Origin of the sequence: Massilia eurypsychrophila, from assembly GCF_002760655.1 — a bacterium.
GTDB lineage: Bacteria > Pseudomonadota > Gammaproteobacteria > Burkholderiales > Burkholderiaceae_D > JAFCUW01.
On record NZ_PDOC01000009.1, the window covers coordinates 115,993 to 138,670 of the forward strand.

Genomic DNA, 22,678 nt, shown 5'->3' on the forward strand with positions numbered 1-22,678 from the left:
ACAGGATCGCGTCCTTGATTAACCGCTTGGCGCGCTCGATGCGCTCACCCGCATCGAGATGCAGCGCCTGATCGAGTCGTTGTGGCTGGCGCGCGGCTTTACCGCGGTGCTGGTCACGCATGACGTGCAGGAGGCAGTGGCGCTGGCCGACCGCGTGCTGCTGATCGAGGATGGGCGCATCTCGCTCGACCTGCGCATCGCCTTGCCACGCCCGCGTGCGCGTGGGACCCCGGACGTCGCCGCGCTCGAGCAGGCGGTGCTGTCGAAGGTGCTGCGTGAGGAGGTGCCGGTCGGCTGACTGGTAGCAGATCGCATAACATGTTGCCTACTTGAAAATATTGATCTAAGCTGGAATTAAATCAATCTAGGAGGCGCGCCATGCAAGGCATCATGTCCGGACGAACTCTTGGCGCCGCGGCGGTTTTGCTGGCGCTGATAACGCAGCCAGCGGCAGCGCAGCGCTCCGAGACCTATATCGGCCGCCTGAAGGATGCAGAGGCGCGCGTCGCCGCGTTGCCCGCGAATGCCTGGGACGCGACTCGCAGCCCGGAAAAGAGCGCCGCAATGCGTCCGTTCATCCCGGCGCTGCAATCGCTTGGAATGGAGCGGGCATTTGCCGGCGACACCGCCGGTGCCATCGCCGCCTACGACGCCGAGGAACGCGCCCGTTACCCGCGTGCGGTCGCCAACCCCGCTGAAGCAGCCATTGTCGATGAAGCCGGCGGCGAAGACGCGCTGCAGGCAATCGTCGCGCAGGCCCGCACCCGCCGCGTGGTGCTGATCAACGAGGGCCACAACGTGCCGATGCACCGAGCCTTCTCGCAGCGTCTGGCGCGCGAACTGCGCAAGATCGGCTATACCTACCTGGCCTGCGAGACCTTCGACGCCGGCTACCCGAAGGCATTCCCCGAAGGTTACGCGCGCCAGAAGGGCGGCTATTACACGCGCGATCCAGTGTTCGGCGGGTGGATCGCAGAAGCGATCACCGACGGCTGGCAACTGGTCGCCTACGAGACGCTCAACTCCGATACGACCCTGACGCCGGAGCAGCGCATCACCGCGCGCGAAGCCGGCCAGGCCAGCAATCTGGTCGAGCGCATCTTCGCCAGGGACAAAAATGCCAAGGTGCTGATCCACGTCGGCTTCGGTCACCACGAGAAGGGCAGCGCCAAGTTTCCGTCCGGCGCCGAGATGGTGACGATGGGCGAGCATCTGCGCCGCATGACAGGCCTCGACATGCTGCACGTCGACCAGATCCGCCTGTACGCCCATCCGGACCCGGCCGACGACAGCCCTTTATATACGCGTGCGCTGGCAAAGACAGTTGCGACCGCGCCCTTCGTGCTGAAGTCGAAAGACGGCAGCTACCCCGTCCTGTACGGCAAGAAGGGCAGGGTCGACATGCAGGTGGTCTTCCCGCGCTACGCCTTCCACGACCAGAACGGCCGGCCGGAGTGGCTGGCGACGCTGGCCGGCCGCCGGCCGCGCGCGATCCCGCCCGAGCTGCTGCCGGCATCCGGCCGGCGCACCGTGCTTGCCTACCGCGCCGGCGAACCGGCCGACGCGGTGCCGGCCGACGTCGTGCTCGTCGAAGCCGGCAAGCCGGTGCCAAAGCTGATGTTGCCGGAAGGGGAGTACCGGTTTGCCGTGGAAGAGTAATATTTCACCCTGCCGGCCGTCGCACATGGGAGCGACTGCCGCGCACGATAGACGTTGCTTGTAAAAAAAACATCGCCCGACCGGTTAGAATGTTCCCATGAAGATCCGCGTAGCCACCTATAACATCCACAAGGGCGTGTCGTCGTTCGGCAGCAATCCGCGCGTGCTCGCGCTGAAAAAAGCCATCGGCCTGTTCGAAGCCGACGTCGTGTTCCTGCAGGAAGTGCAGGGCAAGCACGAAAAGCACTTCGCCAAGTTCGGCGAGGAAAGCCGCGGCCACCGCCACTGGCCGCAAGCGGCGCAGCACGAGTTTTTCGCCGGCGACTCGCACCATTCGGCCTACGGCATGAACGCGGTGTATGACCACGGCCACCACGGCAACGCCTTGCTGAGCCGGTTTCCGATCGCCGACACGCGCAACCACGACGTCTCCGACCACGCCTACGAGCAGCGCGGCATCCTGCATTGCGTGCTGAAAACGCCCGACGTGAACGTGCATTGCTACGTGGTCCACCTCGGCCTGTTCGAGTCCGGCCGCGGCCGCCAGACCCAGGCGCTGATCGACGCGGTGATGGCGTCGGCGCCCAATGGCGAGCCGGTCATCATCGCCGGCGACTTCAACGACTGGCGCAACACGCTCAGCGCCAAACTGCGCGACAAGCTCGGCGTGGTCGAAGTGTTCGACGAACTCGGCTCCGGCACCGGCATCGGCAGCAAGGTGCGCAACCTGGTCGGCGGCGTCCAGCCGGTGCGGCCGGCGCGCACCTTTCCGGCCGCCTTGCCGTGGTTCCGGCTCGACCGTATTTACGTCCGTGGCTTCAAGATTGACACGGCGCAGGTCATGCATGGTACTTTGTGGGCCAAGCTGTCGGACCACGCGCCCATCGTGGCCAATCTCATGCTCGCCTGAGGATCTGCACCATCATCTGCCTATGCACTCGGTCAACTATGTCGGAAACAACGATGTCACCCTGCTCGAAAGCGGCACCGCGCTATTTCCCGCAGTAATCGCGGCGCTTGATGCTGCCCAGCAGGACATCCACTTCGAAACCTACATCTTCGCCTGCGATGCGACCGCCGTATCGATCCAGCAGGCGCTGATGCGGGCCGCCGGGCGCGGCGTCAAGGTGCGCGTCGTCACCGACTGGTTCGGCACTGGCCACAAGCAATCGAAGGCGCTCGGCGTCGCCTTTCGCGCCGCCGGCGTGCACTTTCGTGTGTTCAATCCCTGGTTCAGGCGCGGCGTCACGCGCACCCACCGCAAGATCGTCGTCGTCGACCGCCGCGTCGCCTTCGTCGGCGGCATCAACGTCAACGACGACATGCTGTGCGATTACGCGCCGCACGAGCCGCTGCCGGCGCCGCGCTGGGATTTCGCCGTTGAGGTGCGCGGCCCGCTTGTCACGCAGATCCATCGCGAGGCGCAGGCGCAATGGGCGCGCGTCGGCCACCTCGGCATCGTCAAGCGGGTCAACCTGTTCCGCCAGTTGCGCGAGCATCCGCGCGCACCGGGCCTGGAGCCGATGCAGGCCGGCTTGGTGGTGCGCGACAATTTGCGTAACCGGCGCACCATCCAGCGCGCCTACCTGCAGGCGCTGGGCCGGGCGCGTAGTAGGGTGCTGCTGGCCAATCCTTATTTCGCGCCCGGCCGTAAATTTCGTGAGGCGCTGTCGCACGCCGCCGGCCGCGGGGTCGACGTGACGTTGCTGATCGGCGTTGGCGAGTTCTGGCTGCAGGATATGGTGGCCCGTTCGTTCTATCCAAAACTGCTCGATTCAGGCATCAAGGTCGTCGAGTACCGCAAGACCCAGCTGCACGCCAAGGTGGCGGTGATCGACGACGACTGGTCGACCGTCGGCTCGAGCAATTGCGATGGTCTGTCGCTGTTCCTGAACCAGGAAGCGAACGTCGTCGTCAAGGACGCCGAATTTGCCCGCAGCATGCGCCAGCATATCGAGCGCGGCATTGCCGACGGCGTCGAGATCCACCGCGACCACTTCAAGCACGTCGGCCGCTTCAAGCGCTTCGGCTACGAAACGGCATATTTCCTGTATCGCGTTACCATGCGTATTTTCACCATCGGCTATGCCTGACTGACACCACATGGACAACGTACGAATCGACAAATGGCTGTGGGCGGCGCGCTTTTTCAAGACCCGTTCGCTGGCGACCGACGCCGTCGACAACGGTAAAGTGCGCCTCGGTGGCGAACGCATCAAGCCGGCGCGCGCCGTCAAGATCGATGACGTATTGTCGATCGACAATGGCGCCGAAAGCTGGGAAGTGGCGGTGCTCGGCATTTCCGACAAGCGCGGCGCCGCGCCGGTGGCGCGCCTGCTGTATACCGAAACCGAGGAAAGCGTTACCAGGCGCGCCAACGAAGCCGAAGGGCGCAAGCTGTACCGCGAGCCCGGCACCACCATCAAAGGCCGCCCGACCAAGCACGACCGCCGCGCCCTGTCGAAGGCCAGCGAGTAACGTTTGGATATGGGGTCGGGTCCGGGTCTGAGCCTGTCGGGACTTGGCGTCTCCCCAGACCCCGGTGTAGCCGCGGCCAGGCTGACGTAGATCACCTCAAATAGACCCCTAACTCTAAGTTCCTGTTTGACATTTGCACTCCAGTGGATAATAGTACGAGCGTTCGGATTTGCTTTCGCGGGCGAGTTGTTGTCAACTTCATTGGATACCCTTATTAACACTTCAGTCAAATTCATGCGCAAGGGCGAACTGACCCGGGCGGCGATCCTCGACGTGGCGCTCGACCTGGCCAGCCGGGATGGCCTCGAGGGCCTGACCATCGGCCTGCTCGCTGACAAGATGAACATGAGCAAGTCAGGCGTGTTCGCGCACTTCGGTTCGCGCGAAGACCTGCAGCTCGAAGTGCTCAAGCTGTACCACCAGCGTTTCGAACAGGAAGTGTTTTTCCCCAGCGTGCAGGAAACGCGCGGCTTGGCGCGCCTGAAATCGATGTACGCGCGCTGGGTCAAGCGCGTCAGTGTTGAAATCGCCTCCGGCTGCATCTATATCAGTGGCGCCGTGGAGTACGACGACCGCGCCGGCCCGATCCGCGAAGAACTCGTATCGATGGTGCAAGCGTGGCAGGGAGCGCTGCTGCGCTGTGTCCGGCAGGCCATCGAGGTGGGAGACCTCAAGAGCGACACCGACGCCGACCAGCTGGTCTACGAGATGTACGGCATGATCCTCGCCCTGCATCACGACGCGCGTTTTCTGCGCATGCCGGGCAGCATCGACCGGGCCCATGTCGCGTTTGACCGCCTGATCGAGCATCACCAGAATCCGCAAAAGAACCAAGTCGGCTGAAGCGGGCATTCGCCCGCCAGGCCACCGAATCAATACCACTAATACCTCGTCAGGAGAACCACCATGGGTCAATACGTCGCGCCAATCCGGGACATGCAATTTTTGCTGCACGAATTCCTCAACGTCTCCGAAGAGTTGAAGGCGATGCCGAAGTTTGAAGATGTCGACGCCGACATCATCAACCAGGTGCTGGAAGAGGGCGCCAAATTCACCCAGTCGGTGCTGTTCCCGCTGAACCATTCGGGCGACCGCGAAGGCTGCCATTACGACGCCGCCACCAAGTCGGTCACCACGCCGAAGGGCTTCAAGGACGCCTACAAGCAGTACGTCGACGGCGGCTGGGCAGCGCTGGCGTGCGACCCCGAATACGGCGGCCAGGGCCTGCCGATCGTGCTCAACAACTCGTTTTACGAAATGCTCAATTCGTCCAACCAGGCCTGGTCGATGTACCCTGGCCTGTCGCACGGCGCCTACGAGTGCCTGAAGGAACACGGCACCGACGAGATGAAGGCGGCCTACCTGCCCAAGCTGGTGTCGGGCGAATGGACCGGCACCATGTGCCTGACCGAAGCGCACTGCGGCACCGACCTTGGCTTGCTGCGTTCAAAAGCGCTGCCGCAGGCCGACGGCTCGTGGCTGATCACCGGCTCGAAGATCTTCATCTCCGCCGGCGAACACGACATGGCCGACAACATCCTGCACCTGGTGCTGGCCCGCGTGCCGGACGCGCCGGAAGGCTCGAAAGGCATCTCGCTGTTCCTGGTGCCGAAGTTCCTGCCCAACGCCGACGGCAGCGTCGGCGAGCGCAACCCGATCACCTGCGGCGCCATCGAAGAAAAGATGGGCATCCACGGTAACTCGACCTGCCAGATGAACCTCGACGGCGCGCGCGGCTGGATCATCGGTGAGCCGAACAAGGGCCTCAACGCCATGTTCGTGTTCATGAACGCGGCCCGTCTCGGCGTCGGCATGCAGTCGCTGGGCCTGACCGAAGTGGCCTACCAGAACGCTCTGGTGTACGCGAAGGACCGCATCCAGATGCGCAGCCTGTCGGGCGTGAAGGCGCCGGAAAAAGCGGCCGACCCGATCATCGTGCACCCGGACGTGCGCCGCATGCTGCTCACCGCCAAAGCCTACGCCGAAGGCGCGCGCGCTTTCTCGTCGTACGTCGCGCTGCAGATCGACCGCGAACTGCACCACCCTGACGAGCAAGTGCGCAAGGACGCCGCCGACGAAGTGGCGCTCTTGACCCCAGTGATCAAGGCCTTCATCACCGACAACGCCTGGATCGCCACGTCCGAAGCGATGCAGGTGTACGGCGGCCATGGCTACATCGCCGAATGGGGCATGGAGCAGTACGTGCGCGACGCCCGCATCAACATGATCTACGAAGGCACCAACACGATTCAGTCGCTCGACCTTCTGGGCCGCAAGATCCTGATGGACAACGGCGCCAAGCTGCGCAAGTTCGGCGAGAAGATCAAGGCCTTCGTCGAAGAGAACGGCACCGACGAGGCGATGTCGGAATTCGTCACGCCGCTGGGCGACCTGGGCGACAAGGTCACCAAGCTGACCATGGAAATCGGCATGAAGGCGTTCCAGAATCCGGACGAAGTCGGCGCCGCCGCAGTGCCTTACCTGCGCGTGGTCGGCCACATGGTCTACTCGTACTTCTTCGCGCAGATGGCGAAGATCGCGCTGGCCAAGGAAGATTCGGGCGACACCTTCTACAAGGCCAAGCTGGCCACGGCGCGCTTCTACTTTGCGCGCCTGTACCCGGAAACCGCGATGCTGATCCGCCAGGCCCGTTCCGGCTCGGCCAACCTGCTGGCGCTCGACGCCGATTTGTTCTAAGCAAAGAGAGAGACCTGACATGACCAATTTCATCGTTAAAAAAGTCGCCGTGCTCGGCGCAGGTGTGATGGGCGCGCAGATCGCCGCCCACTGCATCAACGCGAAAGTGCCGGTGGTGCTGTTCGACCTGCCTGCGAAGGAAGGAAACAAGAACGGCGTCGTGCTGCGCGCGATCGAGAACCTGAAAAAGCTCAGCCCTGCGCCGCTCGGCAACAAGGACGACGCATCGCTGATCCAGGTTGCCAACTACGACGACAACCTCGATCTGCTGGCCGACTGCGACCTGATCATCGAGGCGATCGCCGAGCGCATGGACTGGAAGCACGACCTGTACAAGAAGGTCGCGCCGCACATCGCGCCGAACGCCATCTTCGCCTCGAACACCTCGGGCCTGTCGATCACCACCTTGGCCGACGGCTTCGATGCCGAACTGAAGGCGCGCTTTTGCGGCGTCCACTTCTTCAATCCGCCGCGCTACATGCACCTGGTCGAGATCATCCCGACCGCGTCGACCAGCCCGGCCATCGTCGACCAGCTCGAAGGCTTCCTGACGACGACGCTGGGCAAGGGCGTCGTGCGCGCCAAGGATACGCCCAACTTCATCGCCAACCGCGTCGGTATCTTCGGCATGCTGGCCACCATTCACGAAGCCGAAAAATTCGGCTTGTCGGTCGACGTCGTCGACGACCTGACCGGCGCCAAGCTTGGCCGCGCCAAGTCGGGCACCTTCCGCACCGCCGACGTGGTGGGCCTGGACACGATGGGCCACGTGATCAAGACGATGCAGGACACGCTGTCGGACGATCCGTTCTTCGCGCTGTACAAGACGCCTGACGTGCTGGCCAAGCTGGTCGCCGGCGGCGCGCTGGGATCGAAGACAGGCGCGGGCTTCTACAAGAAGGTCGGCAAGGACATTTTGCGGCTCGATTTCGCTACCGGCGAATACGTCGCCGGCGGCGGCAAGGCTGCCGACATCGTCGCCCGCATCCTGAAAGAGAAGGACCCGGTCAAGAAATTCAAGGCGCTGCGCGAATCGACCAACCCGCAGGCGCAGTTCCTGTGGGCGATCTTCCGCGACGCCTTCCACTACATCGCCGTGCACCTCGGCTCGATCGCCGATAACGCTCGCGACATCGACTTTGCGATGCGCTGGGGTTTCGGCTGGAACGTCGGCCCGTTCGAAACGTGGCAGGCCGCCGGCTGGCAGCAGATCGCCACCTGGATCAGCGAAGACATCGCCGAAGGCAAGGCGCTGATCAACACGCCATTGCCTGAATGGGTCACCAGCGGCGTGGTGCTTGAGAAGGGCGGCGTGCATACGCCTGAAGGCTCGTACTCGGCATCGAAGAACGCTTTCGTGCCGCAGTCCGAGCTGGCCGTGTACAAGCGCCAGCCGTTCCGCGCGCCGGTTATCGGCAGTGGCGCCATCGACGGCAAAACCGCCGGCACCACCTTCCACGAAGACGACTCGGTGCGCATCTGGCACATGGACGACGAGGTGCTGGTCATCTCGCTCAAGACCAAGATGCACGTCATCGGCGAAGGCGTCATCAATGGCCTGAAAATGGCGCAGGCGGAAGCCGAAAAGAACTTCAAGGGCCTGGTCATCTGGAACGCCGACGCGGCCGAAGGCGGCGCCTTCTCCGCCGGCGCCGACCTGCAGGCGGCGCTGCCGCTGTTCATGCAGGGCGGTGCCAAGGCGATGGAGCCAGGCATCAAGCTGCTGCAGAATACGTTCATGGCAATGAAGTATTCGAGCGTGCCGGTGGTGGCCGCGGTGGCGGGCCTGGCGCTTGGCGGCGGCTGCGAAATGGCGCTGCACGCCTCCAGGCGCGTGGCCTCGATCGAGTCGTACCTTGGCCTCGTCGAAGTTGGCGTCGGCCTGATCCCGGCCGGCGGCGGTCTGAAGGAAGCTGCCGCGCGCGCTGCCGGCGAAGCGAAGGGCAGCGACATCCTGCACTTCCTGAAAACCGGTTTCACCAACGCGGCGATGGCCAACGTGTCGAAGTCGGCGCTGGAAGCCAAAGCGATGGGCTACCTGAAGGAAGACGACGTCATCGTCTTCAACGCCTACGAGCTGCTGCACGTGGCGAAAGTGGAAGCGCGCGCGATGTTCGACGCCGGCTACCGCCCGCCGCTGCAAAAGCTCGTCACCGTCACCGGCCGCTATGGCTGGGCGACGATCCGCGCGCAGCTGGTCAACATGCGCGACGGCGGCTTCATCTCCGCGCACGACTACAAGCTGGGCGACATGATCGCCGAGATCGTGACCGGCGGCGACGTCGACCAGGGCAGCCAGGTCAGCGAACAGTGGTTCCTCGACATGGAGTGCAAGGCGTTCCTCGAACTGCTGAACAATCCGAAATCCCAGGAACGAATCATGGGCATGATGCAAACCGGTAAGCCGGTCCGCAACTGATTGAGAGACTAAAAATGAGCAAACAACTTCAAGACGCATACATCGTCTCCGCCACCCGCACCCCGATCGGCAAGGCGCCGCGCGGCATGTTCCGTACTACCCGTCCGGACGACCTGCTGGTGCGCGTGATCCAGTCCGCGCTGGCGCAGGCGCCAGGGCTCGACCCGGCGCTGATCGACGACGCCATCATCGGCTGCTCGTTCCCGGAAGCCGAGCAGGGCTTCAACATTGCCCGCATGTCGGTGCTGCTGGCCGGCCTGCCGAAAACGGTTGGCGGCGTCACCGTCAACCGCTACTGCGCCTCCGGCATTACTGCGCTGGCGATGGCGGCCGACCGCATCCGCGTCGGCCAGGCTGACGTCATGATCGCCGGCGGCGTCGAGTCGATGTCGATGGTGCCGATGATGGGCCACCACCCATCGATGAACATGAACATGTTCACCGACGAAAACGTCGGCATGGCATACGGCATGGGCCTGACCGCGGAGAACGTGGCCAAGCAGTGGAAGGTCTCGCGCGAGCAGCAGGATGCCTTCTCGGTCGAGTCGCACCGCCGCGCCATCGCCGCCCAGCAGGCCGGCTGGTTCAAGGATGAGACCACCGCGGTCGAGATCATCACGCGCACGCCGAACCTGGCCACCGGCCAGGTCGACATCGCCACCCGCACCGTCGACACCGACGAAGGCGCGCGCGCCGATTCGACCATGGAGTCGCTCGGCAAACTCAAGCCTGTGTTTGCGGCCAAGGGAACTGTGACCGCCGCCAACAGCTCGCAGATGTCCGACGGCGCCGGCGCGCTGCTGGTCGTCAGCGAGAAGATCCTGCGCGAGCACAACCTGACCCCGCTGGCGAAGTTCTCGTCGTTCGCGGTCAAGGGCGTGCCGCCCGAGATCATGGGCATCGGCCCGAAGCTGGCCATTCCCGCTGCCTGCCTGGCTGCCGGCATCACCCAGGACCAGCTGGACTGGATCGAGCTGAACGAAGCGTTCGCCGCGCAGGCGCTGGCGGTGATCGGCGACCTCGGTCTCGATCCTTCCAAGGTCAACCCGATGGGCGGCGCGATCGCGCTCGGCCACCCGCTTGGCGCTACCGGTGCGATCCGCGCCGCCACCGTCATCCACGCACTGCGTCGCAATAACCTCAAGTACGGCATGGTGACGATGTGCGTCGGCACCGGCATGGGCGCCGCCGGCATCTTCGAGCGCGTATAGGCAACGCCATACCGAGCTCACAGCGCCGCGTTCACCGCGGCGTTTTTTTTTGGCTGTGCCGGGCACGGCGAGTTCGTTTCCCGACCGACTTTGAAATGCGGTGCTTTACAATCAAAGGGTATTGCAGAATGCCCGAGATGCCCCACCTCACCGCACCTAGTGTTGTCCACAACGATGGTCATCCTGGCCGGATATCTGCGCACATCGGTCCGGGCACAACATGAACATCGCCGAACCGGCCACCGCGCCGACCGTGCTGGCACAGGAGCAAGCGAGCATCCTGCTGGTCAACGACGCTCCGGGCGCCTTGTTCGCCCTGCGCGCCGTGCTCAGCGACCTTGACGCGGAAATCGTCACCGCCACGTCCGGCGAGCAGGCACTGCTGCGGCTGCTCAAGCAGGATTTCTGCGTGATTTTAATGGACGTCAAGATGGCCGGCCTCGATGGCTTCGAGACGGCCCGGCTGGTGCGCTCGCGCCCGCGTTCGCACGATACGCCGCTCATCTTCCTCACCTCGCACCGCGCCACCGATATCGACCGCGCCAGAGGCTACGAGCTGGGCGCGGCCGATTATCTGTTCATGCCGGTCGGCCCCGAAGTGCTCAAGGCGAAGGTGCAGGCGTTCATCGACAATGCGCCGCGCCGCCCCCCCCCGAGCGCCGCAGTCGGCAGCCCGTCGCGCGGCGATCCACCCGAGCGCGAAGCGGGCCTGCTGTCCGGCCTTGACGAGTCGCCGGGCGCGGCAGCGGCGCTGTACCAGCGCGCCGACGGCGCCGGCACTGCCGAGCGCCTGGCCGGCGAGCGCGCCGGCGAATACGTCGCCCTGCTCGACAGCACCGGCGTCTGGCTGTACGCCAGTCCAAGCTACCAGCGCGAATTCGGCGATGCCGTCCACCCCGGCGCCAGCTACCTCGACATCGTCCATGCCGCCGATCGCGAGCGCGTCGCGGCGGCGCTGATGCGATCGGACCTGGATGACTCCCACAAGCGCCTGCAGTATCGCGTGCTCGGCCGCTCCGAGCGCTACTTCGAGTCCGACTCGAACCTGATTCGCGCCGCATCGGGCGCCGTCACGCAGGTGGTGGTGGTCTCGCGCGACATCACCGAGCGCAAGCAGATGGAAGCGTACGTGCTGCACCAGTCCTTCCACGACGCCCTGACCGGCCTGCCGAACCGGCAACTGCTGCTCGACCGCCTCGGCCAGGCCACCACCCACCGCGAGCGCCTGCACGCCCAGGTGGCCGTGCTGTTCATCGACCTCGATCACTTCAAGGCGATCAACGACACGCTCGGCCACGCCGCCGGCGACCGCTTGCTGCAAGATGTCGCCGAGCGCTTGATCGGCTGCGTGCGCGACGGCGACACCGTGGCGCGGCTCGGCGGCGACGAATTCGTCGTCATGCTGGTCGGCTTGCAGCGGGTCGAGGATGCCGCGCTGGTGGCCGAAAAGATCATCACCGGCGTTGCGGCCGCCTGCCAGATCGAAGGCAGCGAACTGCATGTCAGCTCCAGCATCGGCATCGCCATCTTCCCCGACGACGGCGCCGATGCCGATACGCTGCTGCGCAACGCCGACATCGCGATGTTCCACGCCAAGCACGCCGGCGGCGCCCGCTATTGCTTCTTCGCGCCGCCGATGCAGGAGGAGGCCAGCCGTAAGCTGGCGCTCGGTTCGGCGCTGCAGCGCGCCATCGGCGCCGACGAGTTCGTCATGCACTACCAGCCGAAGGTCGATGCGCGCTCCGGCAAGATCTGCGGCTTCGAGGCGCTGATCCGCTGGCCGCAGGGCGACGGCGCCTGGATCCCGCCCAGTCTGTTCATACCGGTCGCCGAACAGACCGGCCGCATCGACCCGATCGGCGCCTTCGCCATCGCCCGCACCGCCGAGCTGCTGCGGCAGTGGGGCGCGCTCGGCATCGACGACGTGCCGATCGCCGTCAACGTCTCGGCGCTGCAGTTCCGGCACGAGAACGTCGCCGCCGAACTGGCGCAGGCGGCGGCGGCGGCCGGCATCGCCCCGTCGCTGCTGGAAATCGAACTCACCGAGTCCGGCGTGATGAACAATCCCGCCCAGGCCATCGAAACGCTGCACCAGATCCACGCGCTCGGCATGACGATCTCGATCGACGACTTCGGCACCGGCTATTCTTCGCTCGCCCACCTCAAGCGCTTCCCGATCGACAAGCTCAAGATCGATGCCTCGTTCGTCCACGACATCGCCACCGACCCGTGCGACGCGGCCATCGTGCTGGCCATCATCACCCTGGCGCACGTGCTCAACCTTACCGTGATCGCGGAAGGAGTGGAGACGGCGGCGCAGATGGCATTCCTGATCGCCAACGGCTGCGACGAATTGCAGGGTAACTACTTCAGCCCGGCGGTGTCTAACGAGGACGCGCTCGGGCTTCTCCGGCGCGGACCGTTCAGCATGGCGCCGCCGCCGACAGGGACAACGACATGACAACCGAAATGGCCACGCCGGAGCGGCGGGCGCAGAACCGGCGTGCGCTGAGCCGCCGGGCGCATGACATCGGCGCCTACGAACGGCGCGGCGTCGGCGCCGCCGAGCACGGCGCCAAGGCGAAGCTGCTCGATGCCCTGGTCGGGGTGCGCGAGGGCGATTTCGGCACCCGCCTGCCGCACGACTGGACCGGCATTGACGGCAAGATTGCCGACACCGTCAACGAAATCGCCTTCATCCACGAGCAATTCGCCAGGGCGGTCGCACAGGTCGCGTTCGCGGTCGGCACCGAAGGCAGGCTCGGCGAGCGCATGAAGCTCGACCGCACCGATGGCGCCTGGGGCGTCAAGCTCACAGCGATCAATTCCATGATCGACAACCTGGTGCTGCCGGTGCGCGAAGTGGGCCGGGTGATCGGCGCGGTGGCGCGCGGCACGCTCACCGAAAGCATGCAGCTTGAACTCGACGGGCGCGCCCTGAAGGGGGAGTTCCGCAAGAATGCGCGCACCATCAACACGATGCTCGACCAGCTCAACAGTTTTTCGAGCGAGGTGACGCGGGTGGCGCGCGAAGTCGGCACCGAAGGCAAGCTGGGCGGCCAGGCCGAGGTGAAGGGCGCCTCCGGCGTCTGGAAAGACCTGACCGACAATGTCAACCTGATGGCGAGCAACCTGACCGGCCAGGTGCGCAACATCGCCGAAGTCACCACCGCGGTGGCCGAGGGCGACCTGTCGCGCAAGATCACGGTCGACGTCAAGGGCGAAATCCTGCGGCTCAAAGAAACCATCAACCTGATGGTCGACCAGCTCAACAGCTTTGCCGGCGAGGTCACGCGGGTGGCGCGCGAGGTCGGCACCGAAGGCAAGCTCGGCGGCCAGGCCGACGTCAAGGGCGTCTCCGGCGTCTGGAAGGACCTGACCGAAAGCGTCAACCTGATGGCCAACAACCTCACCGGACAGGTGCGCAACATCGCCGAGGTCACCACCGCGGTGGCCAAGGGCGACCTGTCGCGCAAGATCACCGTCGACGTCAAGGGCGAGATCCTGCGCCTGAAGGACACCATCAACCTGATGGTCGACCAGCTCAACAGTTTTGCCGGCGAGGTCACGCGGGTGGCGCGCGAAGTCGGCACCGAAGGCAAGCTCGGCGGCCAGGCCGACGTCAAGGGCGTCGCCGGCGTCTGGAAGGACCTGACCGAAAACGTCAACCTGATGGCCGATAACCTGACCGACCAGGTGCGCAACATCGCCGAGGTCACCACCGCGGTAGCCCGCGGCGACCTGTCGCGCAAGATCACCGTCGGCGTGCGCGGCGAGATCTTGCAGCTCAAGGACACCATCAACATCATGGTCGACCAGCTCAACAGCTTCGCCGGCGAGGTGACGCGCGTCGCCCGCGAGGTCGGCACCGAGGGCAAGCTCGGCGGCCAGGCCGAGGTCAAGGATGTCGATGGCGTATGGAAAGACCTCACCGACAGCGTCAACGCGATGGCCAGCAACCTCACCGGCCAGGTGCGCAACATCGCCTTCGTCACCACCGCGGTGGCCAAAGGCGACTTGTCGCGCAAGATCAGCGCCGACGCCAAGGGCGAAGTGCTGGAACTGAAGAACACCATCAACATCATGGTCGACCAGCTCAACCGCTTCACCGGCGAAGTCACGCGTGTCGCGCGCGAGGTCGGCACCGAAGGAAAACTCGGCGGCCAGGCCCAGGTCAAGGACGTGTCGGGCGTGTGGAAGGACCTCACCGACAGCGTCAACGCGATGGCCGGCAATCTGACGGTGCAGCTGCGCGACGTCTCGAAAGTGTCGGCGGCCATCGCCAGCGGCGACCTCGGCCAGAAGATCACGGTCGAGGTGCGCGGCGAAATCCTCGAGATCAAGGACGTCATCAACGGCATGGTTGACCAGCTGAAAAGCTTTTCCGGCGAAGTGACCCGGGTGGCCGTCGAAGTCGGCACCGAAGGCCGGCTCGGCGGCCAGGCCGAAGTGGCCGGCGTCTCCGGCGTGTGGAGAAACCTGACCGACAGCGTCAACCTGATGGCCAGCAACCTCACCGCCCAGGTGCGCAACATCGCCGCCGTCACCACCGCGGTGGCCAACGGCGACCTGTCGCAAAAGATCCGCGTCGACGTGCGCGGCGAAGTGCTGCAGCTCAAGGACACCATCAACAACCTGGTCGACCAGCTCAACAGCTTCGCCGGTGAGGTGACGCGGGTGGCGCGCGAAGTCGGCACCGAGGGCAAACTCGGTGGCCAGGCCGACGTCCAGGGCCTGTCCGGCGTCTGGAAAGACCTCACCGACAACGTCAACCGGATGGCCAGCAACCTCACCGCCCAGGTACGCAACATCGCCGCCGTCACCACCGCGGTGGCCAACGGCGACCTGTCGCAGAAGATCATGGTCGACGTCAAGGGCGAGGTGCTCGAACTGAAGGACACCATCAACATCATGGTCGACCAGCTCAACAGCTTTGCCGGCGAGGTGACCCGCGTCGCGCTCGAGGTCGGCACGGAAGGGCGCCTCGGCGGCCAGGCCAGGGTCACCGGCGTCGCCGGCACCTGGAAAAACCTGACCGACAGCGTCAACCTGATGGCCAGCAACCTGACCGCCCAGGTGCGCAACATCGCCGCCGTCACCACCGCCGTCGCCAATGGCGACCTGTCGCAAAAGATCACCGTCGACGTGCGCGGCGAGGTGCTGCAGCTCAAGGACACCATCAACATCATGGTCGACCAGCTCAACGCCTTCGCCGGCGAGGTCACCCGCGTGGCGCGCGAGGTCGGCATCGAAGGGCGGCTCGGCGGCCAGGCCCAGGTCAAGGGCGTCTCCGGCGTCTGGCGCGGCCTGACCGACAACGTCAACCTGATGGCCAGCAACCTCACCGACCAGGTGCGCAACATCGCCACCGTCACCACCGCGGTGGCCAACGGCGACCTGTCCAAGACCATCACCGTCGACGTCCACGGCGAGGTGCTGCAGCTCAAGCAAACGATCAACACGATGGTCGACCAGCTGCGCGGCTTTGCCGGCGAAGTCACGCGCGTGGCGCGCGAGGTGGGCACCGAAGGGCGCCTCGGCGGCCAGGCCTATGTGCCGGCGGTGGCCGGCGTGTGGAAGGACCTCACCGACAACGTCAACCTGATGGCCAGCAACCTGACCGGCCAGGTGCGCAACATCGCCACCGTCACCACCGCCGTCGCCAACGGCGACCTGTCGCGCAAGATTACCGTCGACGTGCAAGGCGAAATCCTCGAACTGAAGAACACCATCAATATCATGGTCGACCAACTCAACGCCTTCGGCGGCGAGGTCACGCGGGTGGCGCGCGAAGTCGGCACCGAAGGCCGCCTCGGCGGCCAGGCCCAGGTCAAGGGCGTCTCCGGCGTGTGGAAGGAACTGACCGACAGCGTCAACCTGATGGCGGCCAACCTGACCGACCAGGTACGCGGCATGGCCAAGGTGGTGACTGGCGTCGCCGGCGGCAACCTCAAGCGCAAGATGATGGTGCCGGCCAAGGGCGAGGTGGCGGCGCTGGCCGACACCATCAACGACATGGTCGACACCCTGGCCACCTTCAGCGACCAGGTCACGCGGGTCGCGCGCGAGGTCGGCGTCGAGGGCCGCCTCGGCGGCCAGGCCGTGGTGCCGGGCGCCGCCGGCAGCTGGAAGGACCTGGTCGACAACGTCAACGAGCTCGCCGCCAACCTGTCGACCCAGGTGCGGGCGATCGGCGAGGTGGCCACCGCGGTCACCAAGGGCGATCTCGGGCGCTCGATCCAGGTCGCCGCGCGCGGCGAGGTGGCCGACCTGAAGGACAACCTGAACCAGATGATCCGCAACCTCAAGCAGACCACCGAGCGCAACACCGAGCAGGACTGGCTCAAGACCAACCTGGCGCGCCTGAACCGCATGCTGCAGGGCCAGCGCGACATCGTCAGCGTCGCCCGCATGCTGCTGTCCGAACTGGCGCCGCTGGTGGCCTCGCAGCACGCGGTGCTGTACCTGATGCAGGGGGGCGCCCAGGACCAGCTCGGCGGCCCCGCGCCGCAGCTGACCCTGATGGCCAGCTACGGCTACCAGGAGCGCAAGAACCTGTCGCAACAGTGGCGCGTCGGCGAGGGCGTGGTCGGCCAGGCCGCGTTCGAAAAGCAGCGCCTGATGATCAGCAACCTGCCGCCCGACTATGTGCAGATCGTCTCGGGGCTGGGGCAGGCGGCGCCGCGCAACATCGTCGTGCTGCCGATCCTGTTCGAGGGCCACGTCAAGGCGGTTATCGAGATCGCTTCGTTCGAGCCGTTCCAGGCGATCCACCTGAACCTGCTCGACCAGCTGGCCGAGGGCCTGGGCATCGTCTTCAATTCGATCGAGACCGCCTCCGGCACCGAGCTGCTGCTGCGCCAGCAGGCCGATCAGCTCGAAGGCGAATTCCAGTCTCAGCAGGCCCAGCTGCAAGACACGAACGCCGAGCTCGAGCGCAAGGCGCGCCAGCTGGCCGAGCAGAATGCAGAAGTCGAGCGCAAGAACGCCGAGATCGAGGAGGCCCGCAAGAGCTTGCAGGAAAAGGCCGAACAGCTGGCGCTGACATCGAAGTACAAGTCCGAGTTCCTCGCCAACATGTCGCACGAGCTGCGCTCGCCGCTCAACAGCCTGCTGCTGCTGGCCGAGCAGCTGCGCCAGAACCGCGACCAGAACCTGACCGGCAAGCAGCTCGAGATGGTCAAGGTGATGCACGCCTCCGGGCGCGACTTGCTGCATCTGATCAACGACATCCTCGACCTGTCGAAGATCGAAGCGGGCGGCGCCACGCTGGAAATTGGCGATGTCGTGCTCGGCAAGCTCGCCGACGACCTCGACAAGAGCTTTCGCTACCAGGCACAGGCCAAGGGACTCGATTTCACCATCGACTTCGCGCCCGACCTGCCGCCGGTGCTGCGCACTGACGGCCAGCGCCTCAAGCAGGTGCTGACCAATTTGCTGTCGAACGCGTTCAAGTTTACCGCCAGGGGCGGCGTGGCGCTGTCGGCGCACCGCGCCGGCGCCGGCTGGAACCGCGCCGCGCCGGGCCTGGCGCACGCGCCGCTGGTGATCGCTTTCAGCGTGCGCGACACCGGCATCGGTATTGCCCCGGACAAGAAAAAGCTGATCTTCGAAGCGTTCCAGCAAGCCGATGCGAGTACGTCGCGGCGCTACGGCGGCACCGGGCTTGGGCTGGCGATCAGCCGCGAAATCGCCCGCCTGCTCGACGGCGAACTCGACGTCGACAGCGAGGAGGGCGTCGGCAGCACCTTCACGTTCTACCTGCCGCAGCAGGTCCAGGGCCTGCGCGCCAGGGCGCCGCACGCCGCGCCGGCGCCGCAGGCAGCGCCGCGCCAGGCGAGCGGCGCCAATCCGCTGCTGCTCATTATCGAAGACGATCCGGTGTTCGCCCGCACCTTGCAGGACATGGCGCACGAGCGCGGTTTCGACACCCTGGTGGCCGCCGGCGGCGAGGAAGGATTCGCGCTGGCACGGCGCGACCGGCCCGACGCCATCACGCTCGACCTCGAGCTGCCCGACGTCGACGGCTGGGAAATCGCCGACCGCCTGAAGGCTGACGCGCAGACGCGCGACATCGCCGTGCACGTCATATCGGTGCGCGACCGGCCTTTGCGCGGTGCCCGCCATGGTGTGGCCAGCTACACCACCAAGCCGGCCGACCTCGACACGCTGGCGCACGTATTTGCCGAGCTGACCGGGCAGATGGTGCGTCCTTTGCGGGTGCTGCTGCTGATCGAGAACGACCTGGCCAAGCGCGCCGCCATCACCGCCGCGCTGGCCGGACCGGACCGCGCTTTCGACGCCGTCGGCAGCGCCGCCGAGGCGCTCGAAGCGCTGCGCGCGCGATCGTATCAGGGGGTGGTGATCGAACTCGACCTGCCTGACGGCGACGGCATGGCGCTGCTGCAGCAGATCCGCGCCGACCCGGCGCTGGCGGCCGTTCCGGCGGTGTTGTATAGCGATCGCGCGCTCGACGACCAGGCGCTGGCGCGGCTGCGCCAGCTCGATGCGGCAGTGCTGGGCAAAGGCAGTCAGCCGCCCGCCGACGAGGCCGCCGAGGTGGCCAGCTTCCTGCAGCGTGTCAAGCACGCCATGCCGGCGCGCCGCGCCCCGCCGGCGGCCGAGGGTGCCGAGCATGCCGAACCTGCCCAGGCGCAGCACGCCCCGCTGGGCGGCAAGTGTGTGCTCATCGTCGATGACGACGCGCGCAACCTGTTTGCCCTGACCGGTTTGCTCGAAGGCTACGGCATGGAAGTCATTGCCGTCGAGACCGGCGCCGAAGCGCTGCGCCAGCTTGACGCCAGGACCGGCATCGACTGCGTGCTGATGGACATCATGATGCCTGACATGGATGGTTACGAAACCATCCGCCGCATCCGCGCCGATTCCCGTTTTGCCAGCCTGCCGGTCATCGCGCTGACCGCCAAGGCGATGCCGGAAGACCGCACCAAATGCCTGGCGGCGGGCGCCTCGGACTATGCGTCCAAGCCGGTCGACACCGAGCAGTTGCTCGCTCAGCTCGGCGTGTGGCTGGCCGCGCCGGGGCGCGGCCCTTGAGTCGGCGCTGACGGCCCGCACGCCGCAGCGCCGCTGGCCAAGCGCGTATAATCTGCTCAGCAGAATGATCCCCGACGCCCCACCGAAAAGGAAAAAAACGCATGGATATTTTGATCCGCAAGACCGACGGCATCCTGACGATCGAATTTAACCGCCCGGAGCGCAAGAACGCGATCACCGGCGCGATGTACCAGACCATGGCCGACGCCCTGATCGACGGCGAGCAGGATGCCGCAGTGCGGGCGATCCTGATCACCGGCAAGCCGGAGATTTTCACCGCCGGTAACGACCTGGAAGACTTCCTCAAGAACGCCCCGGCCGGCGGCAAGCCGGACGCCTCGCGCCCGGTGTACCAGTTCATGCGCGCGCTGTCGGGCAGCACCAAGCCGGTGATCGCCGCCGTGTCGGGCGCCGCCATCGGCATCGGCACCACGATGCTGATGCACTGCGACCTGGTCTACGTGGCCGACAACGCCAAATTGAGCATGCCGTTCGTGCAGCTCGGCCTGTGCCCTGAGTTCGCCTCCAGCCTGCTGTTCCCGGCGATTGCCGGCTACCCGCGCGCGGCCGAAAAGCTGCTGCTCGGCGAGGCGTTCATGGCGCAGGAAGCGTTCCAGATGGGGATGGTCTCGAAGGTGCTGCCGCTCGATGAACTGATTCCGTTCGCCACGCGCCAGGCCGCCAAGCTGGTGGCGCTGCCGGCCGCCTCGATCCGCGCCACCAAGGCGCTGATGAAGCGCCCGCGCGCCGAGCAGATCGAGTCCGCGATCGCCGCCGAAATCGAGCTGTTCGCCGCCATGCTGCAGGCGCCCGAAGCGAAGGAAGCATTCACCGCCTTCTTTGAAAAACGCAAGCCGGACTTCTCGAAATTCGCCTGACCAGTATGAGTCCGAGCCAACTCGATGTCGCGGGTTCAATTTGTTGTAACTGGGTATCGTTTTAATCGAAATCTGTGCGAAACTCCAGTTTGTAATCCAAAACCTGGGCGAATATTCAAAAATGGATGATTTTGGAGGTTTTGACTGGCTCATCGCTACCACTGGCGTGGCCAGTGCAGCCGCTTACCATCCATTCGCGGTTCGGGAACGCGTAGTACAGTGGCGTCTGCCGATCGGCGCCGGGTTGAAACGTATCCTAAGGCAATGCGTCCAGGGCCAACGGTAGCGGGGCACCTCTTCTTCGCGTTTCGATACGAGCCAATCCATCTCGAATTTTTAGCGCGCCTTTTTCAGGAAATCGATCCCGGTATCCTCGAAACTTGGATCCGGCGCGAACCGACTGGGCAATATTCACGAAGGGCGGGCTTCTTTTATGAGTGGCTCGCCGGCCGGCGCTTGAACGTTCCAGACGCGATAGCAGGCAACTACGTCGACGCGATCGACCCGGACCAGTATCTCACGGCGCCGCGCGCGGCGAACGACCAGCGATGGCGAGTACGCGACAACCTTCCGGGAACGCGTAAGTTCTGCCCATTGGTATTCCGGACAGAAGCTGTGCGAGAGATCGAGGCCTACAGCTGTGCTGCGGCCTTGCAATCCTTGGAGGTTCAATCGGCGCAGAGCTGTTGCTGCGTAGTGCTAGCTGGTTGAGCCACAAAGAATCAAGGGCCTCCTTTCTGATTGAGCACGAGGAGCAGCATGTGGACCGCGTTCGACGCTTTGCGGCGGTGATGGGCCGTCGGTGCGGTGAAGACGGGGATCCACTTCAAGAGGAAGTCCTGACGCAACTGCAGGAGGAGATCCTCGGCGAAGCGACTAGGTATGGACTGCGGAAGTCGCCCGTTTTTGTTGGTCACAACGACGCGTTCATCTCAGTGATCGACTACATCGCTCCAAAATGGGGGATGCGCGCGAGCTCCTTGCTGGCCTCAGCATTACCATGGCCAAGACCCAAGGCAAGAGCTCGATGGTCCGCGCCGCGGTGGCGTCCTTCGGATTCATCTATATCCATCCGATGGCCGACGGCAACGCACGTATTTCGCGCTTTCTCGTCAACGATTTTCTCAGACGAGACGGAGCTGTCCCGGCGCCCTTCATTCTTCCAATCTCCGCCACTATCGCGAACGATAGCCGGGAGAGGGTAGGGTACGACCGCGCGCTGGAGGCGTTTTCGAAACCATTTATGCAGAGATTCGGCGATCGCTATGATTTCAACACCGAGGTCGAGTGTGAAGATGGCGTCCGCACGAATTTCAGTTTCGATGCCTACGCGGAGGCAATGCCTGTCTGGCGATATCCCGACCTGACCCACCAGATGGAGTATGTGGGACATGTCGTTCGCAGGACGATCCAGGACGAGATGACGAACGAGGCTACCTATTTGCGTGATCTGGAGCGTGCGAGGTTAGCAGTTAAAAACAGGCTGGAGGGTCCAGACGCTGATATCGATGCAATCATTCGGTCCCTGCAACAAAACGCCTGGCAGTTGTCGGGCGCCTTGAAAAAGCGGTTCTTTCAGCTTGATGACGCGCGCTTGGCCAAGCTAATCATTGAATTGACTAGCGCTGATCTTCATCTTAATTGAACATAGCCCGCCGACGAGTGTCCAACTTCTGCAAGCGCGCATGCTGGCGACGAGAGGAGCGGAGATGGCGGCGATGAATCGAGTGCAGTTTCAATCCGGGTTGAGCCTGACGCAGTTCATGGAGCGCTACGGGACCCAGGCCCAGTGTGAGAAAGAGCTCGAAAAATGCCGTTGGCCCGATGGTTTCGGATGTCCCATGTGCGCCCGAAAAGGGCACTACGTCGTTTGGCACGGCAAGGCGAAGACGTTCCAGTGTCACGCTTGCCGACACCAGAGCACGCTCACGAGCGGGACCATTTTTCATTCGAGTAAGCTACCGCTGACGAAGTGGTTTCAAGCGATGTACTTTCTCACGCAGTCCAAAAACAACGTCTCGGCGCTGGAGTTGATGCGGCTCGTCGGGCTTTGCTATCGGACCGCCTTGCGCCTCAAACACAAGGCGCTCCAAGAATGGGGAGCGAATTTGGGCAACGGCGGTGCCTTTCCCTTGTAGGGCGGCCGGACATGTCCTCGTCCACGGCGGCTCTGAAACGCGGCGGCCGTACGCAGATGAGTCCGGTCTGCATTCAAAAGCTTCTCCGCCACACTGAAAGACCTGACCTTATTTGACCGCCCGGGGTCCAAAGTAGGGGAG

General features: G+C 64.7%; 12 protein-coding genes and 2 pseudogenes. All 14 read left to right on the forward strand.

The window, feature by feature from the left end; all coding sequences use genetic code 11:
- Positions 1 to 22: 22 nt before the first annotated feature.
- A pseudogene (gene ssuB, locus CR105_RS15710) lies at positions 23 to 298 on the forward strand (aliphatic sulfonate ABC transporter ATP-binding protein); the annotation flags it as partial.
- 80 nt (positions 299 to 378) lie between these two features.
- On the forward strand, positions 379 to 1,659 hold the full coding sequence (locus CR105_RS15715) for a hypothetical protein (protein WP_180288209.1): 1,281 nt from the start codon (positions 379 to 381) through the stop codon (positions 1,657 to 1,659).
- 97 nt (positions 1,660 to 1,756) lie between these two features.
- Positions 1,757 to 2,569, forward strand: coding sequence for an endonuclease/exonuclease/phosphatase family protein (locus tag CR105_RS15720; RefSeq protein WP_099789814.1), 813 nt, complete (start codon positions 1,757 to 1,759; stop codon positions 2,567 to 2,569).
- Positions 2,570 to 2,591: 22 nt separating this feature from the next.
- Positions 2,592 to 3,752 (forward strand): cardiolipin synthase ClsB, encoded by a 1,161-nt coding sequence (clsB, locus tag CR105_RS15725; RefSeq protein WP_099789817.1) that lies wholly within the window; start codon positions 2,592 to 2,594, stop codon positions 3,750 to 3,752.
- Positions 3,753 to 3,762: 10 nt separating this feature from the next.
- A complete protein-coding gene (locus tag CR105_RS15730; RefSeq protein WP_099789820.1) occupies positions 3,763 to 4,137 on the forward strand; it encodes an RNA-binding S4 domain-containing protein in 375 nt (124 codons plus the stop codon).
- Positions 4,138 to 4,371: 234 nt separating this feature from the next.
- Complete coding sequence (locus tag CR105_RS15735) at positions 4,372 to 4,980, forward strand: TetR/AcrR family transcriptional regulator (protein WP_099789823.1); 609 nt, start codon at positions 4,372 to 4,374, stop codon at positions 4,978 to 4,980.
- A gap of 63 nt (positions 4,981 to 5,043) precedes the next feature.
- A complete protein-coding gene (locus tag CR105_RS15740) occupies positions 5,044 to 6,834 on the forward strand; it encodes an acyl-CoA dehydrogenase C-terminal domain-containing protein (protein WP_099789826.1) in 1,791 nt (596 codons plus the stop codon).
- Positions 6,835 to 6,853: 19 nt separating this feature from the next.
- Positions 6,854 to 9,253 carry a 3-hydroxyacyl-CoA dehydrogenase/enoyl-CoA hydratase family protein gene (locus CR105_RS15745; RefSeq protein WP_099789829.1) on the forward strand — a complete coding sequence of 800 codons (2,400 nt, stop codon included), beginning with the start codon at positions 6,854 to 6,856 and terminating at the stop codon, positions 9,251 to 9,253.
- Positions 9,254 to 9,267: 14 nt separating this feature from the next.
- On the forward strand, positions 9,268 to 10,464 hold the full coding sequence (locus CR105_RS15750; RefSeq protein ID WP_099789831.1) for an acetyl-CoA C-acyltransferase: 1,197 nt from the start codon (positions 9,268 to 9,270) through the stop codon (positions 10,462 to 10,464).
- A gap of 220 nt (positions 10,465 to 10,684) precedes the next feature.
- Complete coding sequence (locus CR105_RS15755; protein ID WP_099789833.1) at positions 10,685 to 12,925, forward strand: EAL domain-containing protein; 2,241 nt, start codon at positions 10,685 to 10,687, stop codon at positions 12,923 to 12,925.
- Positions 12,922 to 19,521, forward strand: a complete 6,600-nt coding sequence (locus CR105_RS15760; RefSeq protein ID WP_229413957.1) for a hybrid sensor histidine kinase/response regulator — start codon at positions 12,922 to 12,924, stop codon at positions 19,519 to 19,521. Before CR105_RS15755 ends, CR105_RS15760 begins: the two co-directional genes overlap by 4 nt.
- Before the next feature lie 101 nt (positions 19,522 to 19,622).
- Complete coding sequence (locus tag CR105_RS15765; RefSeq protein WP_099789835.1) at positions 19,623 to 20,399, forward strand: enoyl-CoA hydratase; 777 nt, start codon at positions 19,623 to 19,625, stop codon at positions 20,397 to 20,399.
- Between the two features lie 1,000 nt (positions 20,400 to 21,399).
- Entirely contained in the window at positions 21,400 to 22,044 is a 645-nt protein-coding gene (locus tag CR105_RS28930) for a Fic family protein (RefSeq protein WP_229413958.1), read from the forward strand.
- A gap of 73 nt (positions 22,045 to 22,117) precedes the next feature.
- Positions 22,118 to 22,492: pseudogene (locus CR105_RS15775) on the forward strand (transposase); the annotation flags it as partial.
- Between the last annotated feature and the right edge of the window lie 186 nt (positions 22,493 to 22,678).